The following is a 15,948-nucleotide window of genomic DNA, read 5'->3' as shown; positions in this document are numbered from 1 at the left end:
TGCTCGCACGTGCGTGCGTCGTCGTCGGTGCGTGCGTAAACGGTCGCAATCTGATGCGCAGCAGTCACTGTATCACCGGTTTTGAAGTCCAGCACGAGGCCGACGGCCAGATCGATGACGTCCTCCTTCGTCCGGCGCCCTGCACCGAGGTGCATGGCGGCCAGCCCAATGCCTTTTGCATCGATGCTCGTGAGGAATCCACTGCCCGGAGCATAGACCGGCAGCCTGACCGCCGCTTGTGGCAGAACCTCGGGCCGGTCGATGAATGCGGGGTCACCTCCCTGCGCCCTGACGATATCCGCAAAGCGTTGTAGCGCAGTCCCGCTCGCGATGGCGTTCATGGCCATTGTTCTGGCCTCTTCGCGCTTCTGAACGATCCCGCTTTGCATGAGGATCTCGTTGCAGAGCGTCAGTATGACATCGACAAGTTTGGCCGGGCCACGCCCCTTGAGAACCTGGACGGCCTCGACGATCTCGAGGGCATTGCCCACGGCGTTGCCCAGCGGCTCATTCATGTCCGTCACATAAGCCACTGTCGTCTTGCCATTGTCCTCTCCTATGCCGACCATGGTCTTCGCCAGTTCGATGGCCTCCGACTTGCCTGTCATGAAAGCTCCCGATCCCCACTTCACGTCTAGGACGATTACGTCGGCACCGGACGCAAGCTTCTTGCCCATGATGCTGGATGCGATAAGAGGCACAGAGTCCACTGTTGCCGTCACGTCACGGAGGGCGTAGAGCTTCTTGTCGGCCACGGCTACATCACCAGTCTGAGCCATGATGGCTCCACCAAGACGGTTGACGACCTCCATGAACGCCAGTGGTGTCAAGTTCACGTTGAAACCCGGAATCGACTCAAGCTTGTCGATTGTCCCGCCGGAGTGGCCGAGGCCCCTTCCCGACATTTTGGGCATCACGGCACCACAGCTCGCGGCAATGGCGATGAGGGGGATGGACACTGTGTCGGCGACACCCCCCGATGAGTGCTTGTCGCACTTCACTCCCTTCAGCGAAGAGAGATCGATGACGTCTCCGCTTGTGCTGATGCAATGCGTGAGCCAGGAGGTCTCATGAGCATTCATCCCCCTGAAATAGATGGCCATGAGCATTGCCGACGTCTGGTAGTCGGGTATGGAGCCACTCACAAGACCATCAATCCACCACGAGATCTGTTCTTCCGCGAGTTCGCCACCGGACTTCTTCTGCTCAATAAGTTCCGCGAAGTTGCTGCTCACCACTCGGCCCCCTCGATGACACCGGCCAGCAACTCTGCCAGGTGTTCATCGGCACATCGGGCCGTGGCGAGCACCTGGTCATGACTCAGCTCAGTGACCGTATCGGTCGCAAGGTCCGTAATGACCGAGACGCCGCCAACGCGCATGCCAGCCTGGTTTGCCACAATCACCTCGGGAATCGTGGACATGCCGACCGCATCAGCTCCTAGAATCCGCAGCATTCTAATCTCTGCACGGGTCTCGAACTGAGGCCCAGACAGCGCTGCATAGACGCCGGACGCAATCGGCAACGAACGACGTTCGCCTACCGATTTGAGCGCTCGCGTGACCGTGGGGTCATATGCACTATACATGTTCACGAATTTGGAGCCGAAAACCTCGTCGGCAAGACCTCGAAGTGGACTGTCTGCGGTAAGCAAGTTGAGATGGTCTTCGATGACCATGAGGTCCCCCAGTCGCAGACGATCTGCAATGCCGCCCGCCGCATTCGTAAAGAGAGCAGTGCGGACACCCAGGGCTTGGGCAACCCGTACAGGGATGGTCACCGTGGCAGCGTCATAGCCCTCGTAGTAATGAAAGCGACCTGCAAAACACAGGACTTTGTGCCCACCGATGCTCCCGGCGACAACCTCGCTGGCATGCCCCTTGACTGTCGACACGGGGAACCCCGGAATCTCGACGTAGGGAACGACCGTCCGTGCATCCATCCGGTCCACGAAGCTCGACAGACCAGATCCGAGGATGACAGTAACCTCGTACGACTGCCCGATACGTCGTGTCAGGCTGTCGACGGCGATCGTCACCTGTTGTCTCAGCTGAGCGCTGTCCATTACTCGACCGACCCCACGACGCCGTAGAAGGCCTGTCCTCCGTAGTAAGGCTGGATCTCAAGATCAGGGAATTGCCGGGTCAACGTCGCAACGAGCGCATCGAATGGCGCTTCAGCAAAATCGGCGCCCCGGTAAACCGATACGAGAGACTTGTCATCCCAAGAGATGGGGGACTCGCTGAGGTGCACCAGCGCTCCCTCGACCGACTGTCCAAGTCCCACAAACTTGTCGTCTACGAACAGCATATAGTCGCCCTCGTGGACAAGCATTCCACAGACCGTGGCATTCTTGGTTGCACACGTGACCGCAAAGAAATCTGTGGCATCAATAGCCTGGTTTGCGACTGCCATACAGTCGTCATCGGGACCACAGGAAGCCAGCTGGACCAGCGCACTAATAGCCTGCACCGGGTGGCGAGCGTTCAACACTTGCACGTCCTTGTCGATGAGGTCGGCGGCCTGTTGTGCGGCCATGATGATATTCTTGTTGTTTGGGAAGACAATGAAAGACTTGGCGTTGCACGCCTTGATGGGGTCGACGAAAGCCTCAGTCGGTGGATTCATCGTGTCGCCGCCGGCCACGATGATCTGCGCTCCAAGTTTGCGGAAAATCTCGTCAAATCCGGGCCCCGGTGACACTACCACGTATGCACGCTGCACGTTATCGTCAGCGCAGCCCTCCGTCGAAGCGAGTGGCTTTGAGGAAGAACCCGTCCCGGATGCCGGACCGCCGGCATACTCGTTTGCCTGGTATTGCATGTCCTCGATGTGCCCCTCCCGTATCGGAGCAAACTTCATGAGGTACTGGATGGTGTCGTACGGCTCGTTGGTGTGGACATGGATCTTGGTAAGGCCGCCTGCCGAGGCCATGACAAGGCTGTCGCCACGTTCGGTCAGTTTCGCACGGACTTCGGTTTCCGGCAGCGTGTCGGAAGCCACCAGGATCACAGTGTCATAACGATACGTCAGGTCCTGCGGGCCAACATGCTCCTTGCTCTCATCCTTGAGTGTCAATTTCTCGGAGACGACCGTCTCACCCCGGAGGCTCATCAACATACCTTCCAGGAGTGTCACAAGGCCCTCGGCCCCGGCATCCACCACATGGGCTTCTGCCAGTGCGGGAAGTTGCCCAGTCGTCTCCTTGACCGCTTGTCTTCCTGTCCTGATGACCTCTGCCAGGTAATCCGTGTAGTCTTCCTGCTGCAGCCCGGCCGCACTCTCGGCCATGCGTCTGACGACGGTCAGGATGGTTCCTTCTACAGGCGTGACCACCGCCTTATATGCTACCTCGGTCGCTTTGGTGAGCATCTGTGTGAAATCTGTCGTCGTTAGCACCGGCTTGCTGTCAGCTGCCGTTGCCATGCCACGGATAATCTGTGACAGGATGACGCCTGAATTTCCGCGCGCCCCAATGAGGGATCCGGCGGACAACGTCGAGACCAACTCTTTCATGGACTTGGGCTGACTCTTCTGGACTTCCTCCAGAGCAGTCCGGAGGGTGAGGGACATGTTCGTGCCGGTGTCTCCGTCGGGCACGGGAAAAACGTTCAGGCTGTTGATAAAGGCTTTGCGGGATTCGAGGCTGGCGAGAGCAGCCGTGAACAGAGCCTCAAGCTCACTGTAACCGATTTCTTTCAAGATATCCTCCGGAAGTGTTGCTATTCGTTTTCGTTTTCGACGCGAATGGACCAGACCACGACGTTCAGGTCGACTCTCTCCTGCGCAATCCCCGTCATACTGCAGAAGACATAGCGAACCTGTGATGCAATGGTACGCGCGACTTCGGAAACACGAAGACCATATTGGAGCCGGACATGAACGGTCACCTCGATCGTGCCGTCCTTTCTGATCTGAGCATCGACGCCCTTCGGTGTCGACAGAAGCGCAAGAGCGCCAGTGAAGCGTTCGGCGAATGTGACGGGAGCCAGCCCTGTCACGCCGTAAACATTCAGGGTAGCCAGCCGGAGGATTTCCTCCATTGCGTTCCTGCTGAGAACAACTTTACCTTTTGTATCACTCATATCCACTCTCCAGGCAAAATGTGGTATTCGATTATACCACCAAACTTGAATTCGTTGGCCTTTGACGTAGAATTAACCTACTTTTTCATGGAGGTCCATCGAAATGAGCAGAGTATGTACTATTTGTGGCAAGGGTCCAATGGTAGGCAACACGGTCAGCCATTCCATTCGGCGCAGTTCTCGTCGTTTCCTGCCGAATCTTCACACAGTACAGGTAGAGATGAACGGCAGGGTTCAAAGGATTCGCGTGTGCGGCAAGTGTCTCAAGAAGCTGAAGGCCACAGCCTGATTCGACGCTTCAACGAATGAGTCAAGAACTCCGGAGCCTGTTGTGGACAGGCTCTAGTCTGCGTGTACTCGACCAGCTCAGGCTGCCCTTCGAGATTGAGTGGATCGAGTGTACGTCCTACAGGGATGTCTATTCGGTCATCAAGAATATGAACACTCGCGGGGCTCCCGCAATTGGCGTCGCTGGCGCCTATGGTATGGCTCTGGCTGCCCGAGAGGCGCTGACGACTCCGCAGCCTGCACAGTTTGTCCTCGACGCCGGTGCCTATCTTAAGAGCGCCCGGCCCACTGCCGTGAACCTTGCCTGGGCCGTCGATCGGTCTCTCGCCGACGGAGCGCCGAGTCTCGGCAAGAACCCAGAGGCAGCGGCCGATGAGCTTGCAACGTTCGCCGGCAGGCTGGCCCAGGACGACGAGGACTGCAATCTCGCTCTGTCGAAGCACGGTGCCGAACTGTTCGAAGACGGAGACACCATCCTGACTATCTGCAATACCGGCGCTCTTGCGACCTATCGATATGGCACAGCGTTTGGTTCTATCAACGAAGCGTTCAAGCAAGGCAGGAAGATTCAGGTCATTGCCCTCGAGACGCGGCCGTACCTTCAGGGAGCACGATTGACGGCTCTGGAACTCGTGACCGCAGGTATCCCGTTCCATCTTATTACTGACGGAATGGCCGGCTTCATGATGTTGCATGGGATGGTCACCAAGGTCATCGTGGGTGCCGACCGCATCGCCTCGAATGGTGACTTCGCCAACAAGATTGGGACCTACCAGCTGGCCGTCCTGGCCAAGTACCATGGGCTGCCGTTTTACACGGCGGCACCGTTGAGTTCCTTCGATTTTTCGATTGCTTCGGGCGCCGAAATCCCCATCGAACAGCGCGACGAGAATGAGGTCTTGTCATTTGCAGGCCAGCGTGTTGCCGCAGAAGGCGCACATGCCTTCAACCCGTCGTTCGACGTGACCCCCCACGAGCTGCTTTCGGGTATCGTCACTGAACGTGGTGTTTTCAGACATCCCTTCGGCAACTGGGAGCGAGCCTGAGCAAGAGCAACCTTGGTACAACCAGGCCACGGACCGTCACCAGAGAAGGTGTCGCGACCGTGGCCTGTTGCATTTTGTCGGACGTGGCTGGTCCCGGCATGTCGCAGGTCAACGACCTGTATCTCTTCCCGTCTCTCGACGAATTGCGCACGCTCGCTTCGTCAGCTGTAGTAGGCCTGCGGCCCGGCTACCGCTCCAGTTGGTTCCTTGACCTGCTCGCACAACTGGGAATCCCCTCTGTCAGCGCGGAGCCTTCACGTCTGGCACGCCGTTCTTCGGACAAAGCCCGGTAATGGCGCAAGCGTCGCAATCCGGTGTGCGAGCATTGCAGGCAGATCGCCCGTGGGCAATTAGTGCGTCACAGAGGGAGTTCCAGTGGCTCTCAGCAACCACAGCCATGATGTCCTGTTCCACTTTCTCCGGAACAAGGCTCTCGCTCAGTCCGATGCGGTAGGCCAGACGCTTGACATGCGTGTCGACTACAACAGCCTGCTTACCGAACGCATGCGCAAGCACAACGTTGGCGGTCTTGCGTCCGATGCCAGGGAGTCCGGTAAGAAAATCCATCTCGGGAGTCACCGTGCCTCCCCATTTCTCACAGAGCTCGAGGGATGCGGCAACGATTGCCTTCGCCTTGTTGTGAAAGAAGCCGGTCGGCTTGACGATCTCTTCGACAGCAAGAATATCGGCGTGACCCAGAGCGCATACGCTGGGATAGGCAGCAAACAGACGTGGGGTAACCTTGTTGACCATGATGTCTGTGCACTGGGCGCTGAGTATCGTTGCCGTAAGCAGCTGCCATGGGTCCCTGAACTCTAGTGCGGTGCCTCTGTCGGGATAGGTTTTCTCGAGTATGGTCACTACCTGTCGAATGTGCTTCTGCGCTGTGAATCGCATCTCGATCTCCCCTTACTTGACGTTTGCATGCAAACAATAGTATACTCCTATGTCACAGCAGCAAGATGGCTATTCTGGCCCGCTCGAACAAAAACCAGAGGGTTCAAGGCCTCTTGGGTTGTGGCAAGCGGGCAGCCCCGAGTCAGAGGGCTTGCAGCCGTGCGTGTTCTGTGTATACTACAGCAAGTCCGGTTTTGTGGGCGGTTAGTTCAGGGGTAGAACGCTTCGTTGACACCGAAGAGGTCAGAGGTTCGATTCCTCTATCGCCCACCATCTGCGTTTCCTAGGAGCGGACATGGATATCAGAATTGTTGTTGACGACGCATCGTCTCAATATTCTTTCACTGATGGCGAGTCCATCCTCACGGCTGTTCAGAAGCTCTTTCCTCAGCAGAAGCGATCTATCGTTGCTGCCAGGATTGGCGGTTTGCTCGTGGACTTGACGACGATCCCATCCACGGCCGACGACATCCAGCTTGTGAGCACTGCCAGCAGCGACGGGCTCGAAATCCTTCGCCACAGTACGTCACACATCATGGCCGAGGCGATCAAGGAGCTCTACCCGGACGCCAAGCTTGCCATCGGACCATCTATCGACAATGGTTTCTACTACGACATCGACATGTCGAAGACGCTTTCCCCCGATGATCTCGCTGCAATCGAACAGAAGATGCACGAGATCACTGAGCGCAGCGAGCATTTCACCCGGCAAGACAAGCCGATACCTGAAGCCATCGAATTCTTCAAGGAGCGGGGCGACCAGTACAAGGTCGAGATCCTTTCGGAGATCCCTGCGACGACTGTCTCGCTCTACACTCAGGGATCGTTCACAGACCTCTGCCGTGGACCGCATATTCCTTCCACCAGCTACCTCAAGCACTTCAAGCTTCTGTCGATCGCAGGTGCGTATTGGCGTGGGGACGAGAAGAACAAGATGCTTCAGCGCATCTATGGCACGGCTTTCCCGTCGAAGGAAGAGCTGGTCGGTTTTGTCACGGCCCGGGAAGAGGCTGCCAAGCGCGACCATCGCAAGCTGGGGCAGCAGCTGGACCTCTTCAGCATTCAGGAGCAGGCCGGCGCTGGACTGATTTTCTGGCATCCCAAGGGAGCCATTGTTCGCAAGGAAATCGAGGATTTCTGGCGTGCTGAGCACATCAAGCGTGGGTATGAATTCGTCTACACGCCCCACATAGCGAATCTCGAGCTCTGGAAAACCTCTGGCCACTGGGGTTTCTACCAGCAGAACATGTACTCGCCAATCCAGGTCGATGAGGACCAGTACATGCTCAAGCCGATGAACTGCCCCTTCCATATTCTCATCTACAAGTCGCAGGTTCGCAGCTATCGTGATCTTCCGCTCCGGTGGGCTGAACTGGGCACCGTGTATCGCTACGAGAAGTCGGGAGTCCTTCACGGTCTTCTGCGCGTGCGTGGGTTCACTCAGGACGACGCTCACCTCTTCGTCCGTCCGGACCAGCTTAATGATGAGGTCAAGGGAGTGCTCGACTTCACCCGTCACATGATCGAGACGTTCGGATTCACGAAGTACAACATCTATCTCAGCACACGCCCGGAACACTCTGTCGGAACCGATGAAGGCTGGCAGATGGCGACCGAGGCCCTGAGGGTGGCTCTTGAGGAAATGCATCTCGACTACAAGGTCGACCCAGGCGAAGGCGTATTCTATGGACCAAAGATCGATTTGAAGCTTGTGGACGCCATTGGTCGCGAGTGGCAGGGGCCGACGGTCCAGGTCGATTTCAATCTGCCTGAGCGTTTCGACGTCACCTACATCGGCGAAGACGGCAAGGAACATCGCCCGATCATGCTTCACCGTGTTGTGCTGGGTTCCATGGAACGGTTCTTCGGGACTCTCATCGAACAGTATGCTGGTGCATTCCCTCTCTGGCTTGCTCCCGTGCAGGTCGAGGTAGTTCCCATCACGGACGTGCAGGAAGAGTATGCCAAGGCAATCACCGCCAGACTGGTCGAACGTGGCATCCGTGCCAAGATCGATATCCGTAGGGAGAAGATGCAGGCGAAGATCCGCGATGCCGAGATGCAGAAGGTCCCGTACATTGCCGTCATAGGCGCCAAGGAAGCAGCAGTGGACTCGGTAGCCGTGCGCATGCGGCATGAAGGCGATCAAGGTGTGGTGGCCGTCGACCAGTTCATCGAGCGTCTTCTAGAAGAAATAAGGCGCAAAGTTATTTTTGCGTAGCTCAGGGCCGTATAAGGAAACGCGTCGGGATTAGTCGTATTCCCCTCGTGTGACCAGGAGCAATTAAGTTGGTCTGACACTTCTGTTTAGCCTGTTTAGCACAAAGGCGCCGTCAGCGAGACTTTGCTGACGGCGCCTTTGTGCTCTAGATTGGTAGCCACCAAGATAAGCGCAAGACTGGCCTATCTTGAGTAAAGAAATATATGTGATAATATTCACAGCTGGGTGAAGCAGGTTCTCAAGTCTTTCACCCATAAAACCAGGGGGGGTAACGAAAATGGCATCCAAGGTAGATTACACGCTCGACGAGCGTGGCGAAGTTTGTCCAATTCCAGATGTGGAGACACGGCGGAAAGTAAAGGAAATGAAGTCCGGGGAAACCCTTGAGGTGTTGATTGATTACGCACTCTCCAAAGAGAGAATTCCTGTAAGTGTAAAAGCGGCAGGCGGAGAAGTTCTCTCGATCGAGGAAAGTGGGCCAAGTGAGTGGAAGATTACCATCAAGAAACTGTAATACACCTCATAAGCGTTAGGAGACAAAAGTGAGCGCTATAATCCAAGGTCTTTTGGTTGGTATTGTCTTTGGTGTTGTCCTGCAGAGATCGAGACTGTGTTTTAACTCTGCTATCAGAGATGTAAAATTCTCCCACGATAATTATCTGATGAAAATGGCTCTTGTCGGAATTCTCATCGAAACCATTGGGTTCCAGGCTGCCGCACAGTTCGGCTGGATCAAGTTAAGTCCAATAGCGTTTATTCCAGCCGCACAGATTGTCGGAGGCTTTTTCTTTGGTATGGGGATGGTTCTTGCGGGAGGGTGCGCGAGTGGTATTACTTACAGAATTGGTGAAGGGTATGTAACCGCTCTTGTCGCAGCCGTCTTCTTCGGAGTCACTGCCGCAGCAGTAAGGGGTGGTGCCCTTTCCTTCGTGAATAAGTGGTTCGGAACTGCAATTACAACGACTAATAACCCGGGCGGAGTTTATTCGGCAAACAATGGAGCAGTAAATCTCACCATTGCGAGTTGGCTCAATATCAATCCATGGATCATTGCCATCATATCTGCAGTGATTCTTCTCGCCGTTATCCTTTTTACGAAGACGACAGAAAGAAAAGTGAGCGGTCTTAACTGGGTGTGGGGTGGTGTTGCTGTTGGTGTAATCGGTATTATTGGCTATCTCTCGCAGAAGACGTATGCACTTGGAATTACAGGAGGATGGATCAACCTCTTGAGAGCCACCACTGGGTCTCTTGATCCGACGAAGCCAGTTCCATACAACTGGATTGGAATGCTCGTCTTTGGAATAATTATTGGTTCCTTTATTGCTGCACTTCTCTCTAAGGAATTTAAGTTGAGACTGCCAAAAGATCCGAAAACATTCGCAAAAGTAGCACTGGGCGGCATCTTTATGGGATTTGGGGCAGGAGTGGCCGGGGGCTGCAATATTGGGCATATCTTGTCTGGTCTCCCACATTTGGCGATCAGCTCAATTGTGGCGACAATCTTCTTTGTCCTCGGTAACTGGTTCATGTACTGGTGGCTGTTTGAACGACAGAGATCCAAGAGGTCGTAATGAACATTACAATTCAAGTCAATGTCCCTCCATATACAAACGAGGATATGGACACTGCTATGCATTTAGCGGATGCATGCCTGAAGAAGGGACACAAGGTGTCAATCTTTCTCTTTGCTGATTCTGTGCTTGCAGCCAATAAGCAGGTAAAGCCCATGAGAATTGATAGGAACATCCCTGTAAAGATCCAAGAGCTTGCCTCAAAGGGCGTTGCCATGAATATCTGTGGGCTATGTGCAGAATATAGAGGACTCACTCAGGGAACAAATGTCGACGGCAGTGTGTTTTCAGGTGTTCCGGAAATGGCTTCTCTTGTCTTTACGTCAGACCGTTATGTTAGCCTGATGCCATAGGAGGCTCACGATGAAAAGCGTCCTGTTTGTAGCCTATCAATCCCCTGCAGGAAGCATCTGGATCAACGAGACGTTCCGCAGTGCATTTGGCATGTATGGGGAAGAGCTGGAACCGGTGGTCCTGTTTATGGGGGAGGCAGTTCTTGCAGTACGTGCCAACTGCAAGCCAGAGCAACTTGGCTGTCTACCTTTATCGATAACATTCAAATACATTGCAAGATACAAGACAAAAGTTGTCGCAGTGAATGAAGACTTGGAAAGATTTGCGATTGCTGAGGATGGAATAGAGCCAAGCTGGAATGTGACCAGGATAAGCGAGAGCGAGCTTCCTGACTTCATGCACGCATTCGACAAAGTTGTGTTTTTTTAGGAGGAGTGTATGACACTGATCGTCGTGAAGAAGAGCCCAGAGAATGGGATTTCAAACAGGCTTCTAAAAGTTGCACTTCCGTCAGATACCATACTCCTTGTCCAGGATGGGGTACTGTTCGCAATGGATAAAGACTTGGAGTCGAAGGTCACACAAGGCGTAAAGCTCGTTGCTCTGAAAGAGGATTTTCTTGCAAGGGGATTCTCTGAAGCCGACTCGTCCATTCCACTTGTGGATTACAATGGCTGGGTGGAGCTTCTCGAACAAAACGACAAGGTGATCTCATAAGAGAAGGGTTAAGCATCACTCTTTTTCCAAGGTACAGCGGTTGCGTTGCCAGGAATTGTTGCTATACTCGTGAAGGCTCGAAAGAGTAGAGCCACTGTAAAACGAAGCCGGTAAGGCTTCTACCTCCAGCTTTAAGCAAAGAGGTTCTTGAGTTCGCCAATGTGCTAGTTCAACTATATGGCGGCCGTTTTGCAGCGGCCGCCATTTTTCTTTTGGAGGTGTGGAATCAATAGGGATTCAGATCTGATTTACAACGAGAGAGTGCGCTGGAAGGAAGTCCGCGTCATTGACGACAACAATGGCCAGCTGGGCCTGTTGACGTCCGAAGCAGCTCTTGAACTTGCGTACTCGAAGGGGCTCGACCTGATCGTCGTGGCGCCCAACGCCACTCCACCCGTTTGCAAGATCATGGACCTGGGAAAGTACCAGTACGAGCAGATGAAGCGGCAGAAGGAAGCCAAGAAGAAACAGGTCACAGTCGAGATGAAAGAGATGAAGTACCGACTGCGCATCGACGTTGGTGATCTGACCGTGAAGAATCAGCATCTCAAGGAGTTCCTGTCCGACGGAAACCGTGTTCGCGTGACGATCATGTTCCGCGGTCGTGAGATGGCTTTTCCCGATCAGGGGCGTGCGCTGCTCAAGAGGGTCGCTGCTGATCTTGCCGACTATGGAACAGTCACTCAGGAACCCAAGATGCAGGGCCGCAATATGTCAATGATGATGGAGCCATCCAAAGAAGTGCTCGCCAAGATGAAAGGACCTGGAAAGGAGTAGGACATGGCTATCAAAAACAAAGTGACCAAGATCAGGACATGCAGGGGAGCCGCCAAGAGGTTCAAGATAACCGGTACCGGCAAGATCATGGCGTATGGCGCCAACCATGGCCACAAGCTTGGCAAGAAGTCCATGCGGAAGAAGAAACTGATGCTGAAGAAGCGTGTTCTTCAGGGTGCAGATGCTCGCAACATGAAGAGACTTGTGCCGTATCTCAAGGGTTAATGGAGGCTCACGATGTCGAGAGTTAAAGGTGGAAGCTCGATCCGCAGAAGGCACAAGAAGATACTGAAGCTCAGCAAGGGCTATGTCGGCGCACGCTCTATCCGGTACAGGGCTGCACGGGAGGCTGTTCAGCAGGCTGAGCGTCATGCCTATTTCAACCGCAAGGAAAAGAAGCGCGAGTATAGAGCACTCTGGATTGTGCGTATCAATGCACTGTGTCGCTCTAATGGCATCACGTACTCCAAGTTTGTGGGAAGCCTGAAGAAGGCCGGTGTAAAGCTCGACCGCAAGGTTCTGGCCGACATGGCTGTTCATGACAAGGAAACGTTTGCCACCCTCGTCGCTGAGGCGAAGAAGCAGCTGACTGCCTAGTCCTTTCATGATCTCGCTATTTGGTCGAGCGGCTCTTGCCCTCGACCTCCTGCCTCTTGGCGTCTGCAAGTGGGACCTCGCGGTCCTGCTTGAGGCGCCGGATGAATTAGAGACCGCGTCAGAGGAGAGGCTCGACCAACTGCTTTCTGCGTCGTCTTCGGCGCGCGGGAAGCATCTGTCGCTGGCTGAACGGGACAGTGCTCTGGAAAAGGCCGACAAAGAGATCTCCGAGCTCAACAGCCTCGGAGCTTCTCTCATTACGATGTTCGACGGACCGGAGATTTATCCGGGTCGCCTCCTCGAATGCTACCGTCCCCCGCTCTTCCTTCAGATTCTCGGTAATGCGACAGTTCTGCTCAGGGACTGCATTGCCATCGTGGGAAGCCGCAAACCGACGCCTGAAGGTGTCAGAGCAGCTTCCGACCTCGCGGGACAGCTGGCAGCAGCAGGTCTCGTGGTGGTCAGTGGCCTCGCCTATGGAATTGACAAGGCAGCCCACGTCGGATGTCTTGACGCAGGGGGCCAAACGATTGCAGTCCTGGGATCCAGTGTAGACGAGATCTACCCAGCCATTCATGGTCCAATTGCGCGGACCATCGCAGGAAGTGGCGGGGGAGCCGTCATTTCTGAGTTTCATCTTCATACACAGCCGACGGTCTATACATTTCCACAGCGCAACCGTGTCATTTCCGGCCTTTCGCTGGGTGTCCTCGTGGTAGAAGCTGCGAAGGAGAGCGGATCTCTGATTACGGCCAACTTCGCTCTGGAACAGAATCGTGAGGTCTTTGCGATTCCGGGTTCCATCTACGCTCTTCAGCACGTTGGAACGAACGCATTGATCAAGTCTGGTGCCAAACTGGTGCAATCTGTGCACGACGTTCTCGATGAACTCCCGGGGTTCAAGGCCGCCCCCGAGGAACACCCGTCCGAGGCACTGTCGCAGCAGGAACTGACGATCGTAGGCTGCATTCAGACAGGGTGTACCTCCGTTGATTTGCTCTGTGAACGCCTAGCCTGCACTGCACCTCAGGTGCTCAGCGTTTTGACCAGTCTTGAACTCCGGGGCCTCCTGGTGCGTCGGGGACCCGACAGTTTCGCTATCGTCCAGCCACTATAGCATGGACATTGATATACGTGTTATCGGGGGCGGCCTGGCAGGCAGTGAGGCTGCACTGACTCTGGCTCGTCTCGGTCTGTCGGTGGAGCTATGGGAGATGCGGCCCTCGCACCAGACCGATATCCACGAAACCGACCGATTCGGAGAACTTGTCTGCAGCAATTCCCTTGGCTCTGACGCCTTGCGGGACGCGAGGGGCCTTCTCAAAGCCGAACTTCGACTCCTGGGTTCCGCTATCGTGCGGTGTGCTGATGCGAGCCGTCTTCCTGCAGGCAAAGCCTTCGCGGTTGACAAGAACCAGTTCAGCGCCCTGGTGACCGAGAGTATCCAGAGCAATCCGCTCATTTCCATTCGCAGGGAGGAATACAGAGAGCTCGACTCCTCGGTTCCAACCATCCTTGCAACAGGTCCTCTCACGAGTCCGGATTTTCTCCATGAGCTCCGGAAGCGCCTCGGGTGCGAGAATCTCTTTTTCTACGATGCCGTTGCTCCCTCCGTCTGGGCTCATTCGGTTGACCGCAACTCTTCGTTCTTGAGCTCCCGAGGGGGAGATTCCGCCGACTATCTGAACTGTCCCCTGACGAGGGAGGAGTACTATGCATTTGTGCATGCGCTCCAATCTGCCAGACAGCACCTCCCCGAGACTCCGGATGAACAGAAGTACTTTGAGGGGTGCCTGCCCGTCGAGGAAATTGCGCGAAGGGGCGACGACTCTCTCAGATTTGGTCCGATGCGCCCCGTCGGCCTCCGGGAGAGACCTGCAGACTGCTTCGCCGTCATCCAGCTTCGCAAGGAGAACCGCGAAGGAACCGTCCTTGGCCTGGTTGGATTTCAGACTTCTCTGGCCGTCGCCGAACAGCAACGGGTACTTGGCATGATACCAGCCCTTCGCAACGCTGAATACGTGCGGTATGGCCTCATTCATCGGAACGCGTTTCTGCGCGGCCCTTCAGTGCTGTCTCAAGACCTCCAACTGGGAGCGTTTCCACGCATATGGGCAGCGGGGCAATTGTGCGGCGTCGATGGATACATGGAGTCGACCGCACTGGGACTCGTTGCGGCACTGAACGCTGCTGCTTCGCTTCGCGGCTTTCCGCGGCCAGTCTTTTCTGTCCAGACGATGACGGGTCTTCTGGTCGACTACGTTACGCGTGACAGAGAGGACTTCCAGCCCACGAGCGCCAACTACGGGCTTCTTCCGCTCGAATCCGGCCCCAAACAGAAGGCCGTCGACCGTGAAGCATTCGCTGCTGTGGCCCTGGAACACATCCGGGAAGTTGCCGCCCAGGTTCGAGTATGGACTGCACAGAAAACGGACCTCTAGGCTTGGGCGCGGTCGTGGTGCCGAGCCAGGGCGACGCGACGAGTCCGGAAGTGGTTGCGGAAGTCGAAGGGTCGTATCTCCGGCTGTCGGATGCAGAGTTCCGAGCTCGGATCCGGAACGCGTATCGCCGCATGGTGGCCTGCGATCTTTGTCCTCGATGTTGCGGAGCCCATCGGCTTGCTGGAGATACTGGGTACTGCGGTGGCGCTCTCAAGGCCAACGTCTTTGTCTGGAATCTGCATCGTGGCGAGGAACCTCCCGTCAGTGGGACACGAGGATCAGGTACGGTCTTCCTCAGCGGTTGCAACCTGAATTGTTGCTATTGCCAGAACTATCCGCTGAGTCAACTGCATCATGGAACGCAGATGTCGGTTGGGCAGCTCGCGGCTGCGCTCGTCGAGCTCCAGGCGAAGGGAGCCCACAATATCAACTTTGTCACACCCTCTCACCAGGTTCCCCAGTTGCTCGCAGCAGTATTTGCAGCGCGGCAAGAGGGGCTGCATATTCCCATCGTCTACAACACGAGCAGCTACGACGAGCCATCGACGCTGGCTCTTCTGGATGGAATCGTGGACATCTACCTGGGCGATCTTCGATATACGGACGAAGCCGTTGCCATGCAACTCTCGGGAGTCGCTGATTACGTTCAGGTCGCTGAACGTGCGCTTATCGAGATGCATCGCCAGGTTGGAGACATCAGCATAGACGAACAGGGCAGATATGTCCCGCGAGGACTCATCGTGCGATACCTCATTCTCCCACACCATGCCGGTATGGCTCGAGAGGTCTTTGGCTTCGTGTCCCGCCGGCTGTCACTTCGGACATACGTGAGTGTCATGACGCAGTACTTTCCTGCCTACAAAGCATTTGACCGTGTACTGGGCATCTCGCGGAAACTCACCGATGCGGAGTGCGACCGGGTCATGAGAACATGGTCCCGATCAGGGCTGGTCCATGGATGGGTGCAGGACATGGGCGACAACGGGGAAGCCTGAGCGAACGCAGAACGGG

Annotated in this window: 20 protein-coding genes and 1 tRNA gene; 15 read left to right on the top strand and 6 right to left on the bottom strand. The window is 55.4% G+C overall.

Annotated elements, in window-relative coordinates; genetic code table 11:
- The 4 genes from SMC1_RS05220 to SMC1_RS05205 all read right to left on the bottom strand — a co-directional run.
- Window positions 1-1,235, bottom strand: a 1,235-nt coding sequence (locus tag SMC1_RS05220) for a thymidine phosphorylase (RefSeq protein WP_165849235.1), incomplete at its 3' end; no start/stop codon positions are given.
- Complete coding sequence (locus SMC1_RS05215; protein ID WP_119085733.1) at window positions 1,232-2,065, bottom strand: purine-nucleoside phosphorylase; 834 nt, start codon at window positions 2,063-2,065, stop codon at window positions 1,232-1,234. The genes SMC1_RS05220 and SMC1_RS05215, both read right to left, overlap by 4 nt.
- Window positions 2,065-3,702, bottom strand: coding sequence for a DAK2 domain-containing protein (locus SMC1_RS05210; protein WP_165849234.1), 1,638 nt, complete (start codon window positions 3,700-3,702; stop codon window positions 2,065-2,067). The genes SMC1_RS05215 and SMC1_RS05210 overlap by 1 nt, the downstream gene beginning before the upstream one ends.
- A 20-nt stretch (window positions 3,703-3,722) precedes the next feature.
- Window positions 3,723-4,085 (bottom strand): Asp23/Gls24 family envelope stress response protein, encoded by a 363-nt coding sequence (locus SMC1_RS05205; protein WP_119085731.1) that lies wholly within the window; start codon window positions 4,083-4,085, stop codon window positions 3,723-3,725.
- A gap of 103 nt (window positions 4,086-4,188) precedes the next feature.
- On the opposite strand from SMC1_RS05205, the gene rpmB reads away from it, so the two are divergent.
- Both rpmB and mtnA read left to right on the top strand, forming a co-directional pair.
- Entirely contained in the window at window positions 4,189-4,374 is a 186-nt protein-coding gene (gene rpmB, locus SMC1_RS05200) for a 50S ribosomal protein L28 (RefSeq protein ID WP_119085730.1), read from the top strand.
- 16 nt (window positions 4,375-4,390) lie between these two features.
- Window positions 4,391-5,419: an S-methyl-5-thioribose-1-phosphate isomerase gene (gene mtnA, locus SMC1_RS05195; protein ID WP_119085729.1), complete on the top strand. Its 1,029-nt coding sequence runs from the start codon at window positions 4,391-4,393 to the stop codon at window positions 5,417-5,419.
- A 240-nt stretch (window positions 5,420-5,659) separates the two neighbouring features.
- On the opposite strand, the gene nth is transcribed toward mtnA, so the two are convergent.
- Window positions 5,660-6,316: an endonuclease III gene (nth, locus tag SMC1_RS05190; RefSeq protein WP_119085728.1), complete on the bottom strand. Its 657-nt coding sequence runs from the start codon at window positions 6,314-6,316 to the stop codon at window positions 5,660-5,662.
- Window positions 6,317-6,514: 198 nt separating this feature from the next.
- Between nth and SMC1_RS05185 the strand changes: the two genes are divergently transcribed.
- The 12 genes from SMC1_RS05185 to trmFO all read left to right on the top strand — a co-directional run bounded on the left by SMC1_RS05185 (window position 6,515) and on the right by trmFO (window position 14,937).
- Window positions 6,515-6,589: transfer RNA gene (locus SMC1_RS05185), tRNA-Val, on the top strand.
- 22 nt (window positions 6,590-6,611) lie between these two features.
- The gene (thrS, locus tag SMC1_RS05180; protein ID WP_119085727.1) at window positions 6,612-8,537 is read left to right on the top strand and encodes a threonine--tRNA ligase; all 1,926 of its coding nucleotides are present in this window, start codon (window positions 6,612-6,614) and stop codon (window positions 8,535-8,537) included.
- A gap of 277 nt (window positions 8,538-8,814) precedes the next feature.
- Window positions 8,815-9,051 carry a sulfurtransferase TusA family protein gene (locus SMC1_RS05175; protein ID WP_119085726.1) on the top strand — a complete coding sequence of 79 codons (237 nt, stop codon included), beginning with the start codon at window positions 8,815-8,817 and terminating at the stop codon, window positions 9,049-9,051.
- 28 nt (window positions 9,052-9,079) lie between these two features.
- Window positions 9,080-10,111: a YeeE/YedE family protein gene (locus SMC1_RS05170; RefSeq protein WP_119085725.1), complete on the top strand. Its 1,032-nt coding sequence runs from the start codon at window positions 9,080-9,082 to the stop codon at window positions 10,109-10,111.
- Window positions 10,111-10,464, top strand: coding sequence for a DsrE/DsrF/TusD sulfur relay family protein (locus SMC1_RS05165; RefSeq protein ID WP_119085724.1), 354 nt, complete (start codon window positions 10,111-10,113; stop codon window positions 10,462-10,464). The genes SMC1_RS05170 and SMC1_RS05165 overlap by 1 nt, the downstream gene beginning before the upstream one ends.
- Before the next feature lie 10 nt (window positions 10,465-10,474).
- Entirely contained in the window at window positions 10,475-10,834 is a 360-nt protein-coding gene (locus SMC1_RS05160; protein ID WP_119085723.1) for a DsrE family protein, read from the top strand.
- A 9-nt stretch (window positions 10,835-10,843) separates the two neighbouring features.
- A complete protein-coding gene (gene tusB, locus SMC1_RS05155; protein WP_119085722.1) occupies window positions 10,844-11,122 on the top strand; it encodes a sulfurtransferase complex subunit TusB in 279 nt (92 codons plus the stop codon).
- Between the two features lie 261 nt (window positions 11,123-11,383).
- The gene (gene infC / locus SMC1_RS05150; protein ID WP_207799315.1) at window positions 11,384-11,899 is read left to right on the top strand and encodes a translation initiation factor IF-3; all 516 of its coding nucleotides are present in this window, start codon (window positions 11,384-11,386) and stop codon (window positions 11,897-11,899) included.
- 3 nt (window positions 11,900-11,902) lie between these two features.
- Complete coding sequence (locus tag SMC1_RS05145) at window positions 11,903-12,124, top strand: large ribosomal subunit protein bL35 (RefSeq protein ID WP_207799314.1); 222 nt, start codon at window positions 11,903-11,905, stop codon at window positions 12,122-12,124.
- A 12-nt stretch (window positions 12,125-12,136) separates the two neighbouring features.
- On the top strand, window positions 12,137-12,496 hold the full coding sequence (rplT, locus tag SMC1_RS05140; RefSeq protein WP_119085720.1) for a 50S ribosomal protein L20: 360 nt from the start codon (window positions 12,137-12,139) through the stop codon (window positions 12,494-12,496).
- A 7-nt stretch (window positions 12,497-12,503) separates the two neighbouring features.
- Window positions 12,504-13,613 carry a DNA-processing protein DprA gene (gene dprA / locus SMC1_RS05135; RefSeq protein WP_119085719.1) on the top strand — a complete coding sequence of 370 codons (1,110 nt, stop codon included), beginning with the start codon at window positions 12,504-12,506 and terminating at the stop codon, window positions 13,611-13,613.
- 1 nt (window position 13,614) lies between these two features.
- On the top strand, window positions 13,615-14,937 hold the full coding sequence (gene trmFO, locus SMC1_RS05130) for a methylenetetrahydrofolate--tRNA-(uracil(54)-C(5))-methyltransferase (FADH(2)-oxidizing) TrmFO (protein WP_119085718.1): 1,323 nt from the start codon (window positions 13,615-13,617) through the stop codon (window positions 14,935-14,937).
- Here trmFO and SMC1_RS11010 read toward each other — a convergent pair.
- Window positions 14,934-15,179, bottom strand: coding sequence for a hypothetical protein (locus SMC1_RS11010; protein ID WP_243626495.1), 246 nt, complete (start codon window positions 15,177-15,179; stop codon window positions 14,934-14,936). The genes trmFO and SMC1_RS11010 overlap by 4 nt on opposite strands.
- On the opposite strand from SMC1_RS11010, the gene SMC1_RS05125 reads away from it, so the two are divergent.
- Window positions 15,069-15,932, top strand: a complete 864-nt coding sequence (locus SMC1_RS05125) for a radical SAM protein (protein WP_243626494.1) — start codon at window positions 15,069-15,071, stop codon at window positions 15,930-15,932. The genes SMC1_RS11010 and SMC1_RS05125 overlap by 111 nt on opposite strands.
- Window positions 15,933-15,948 lie beyond the last annotated feature (16 nt).

The organism is Candidatus Cryosericum septentrionale, from assembly GCF_003570995.1.
GTDB lineage: Bacteria > Caldisericota > Caldisericia > Cryosericales > Cryosericaceae > Cryosericum > Cryosericum septentrionale.
Note: the sequence above shows the minus strand (reverse complement) of the source record. Positions and strands in the feature narration are given on the sequence as shown.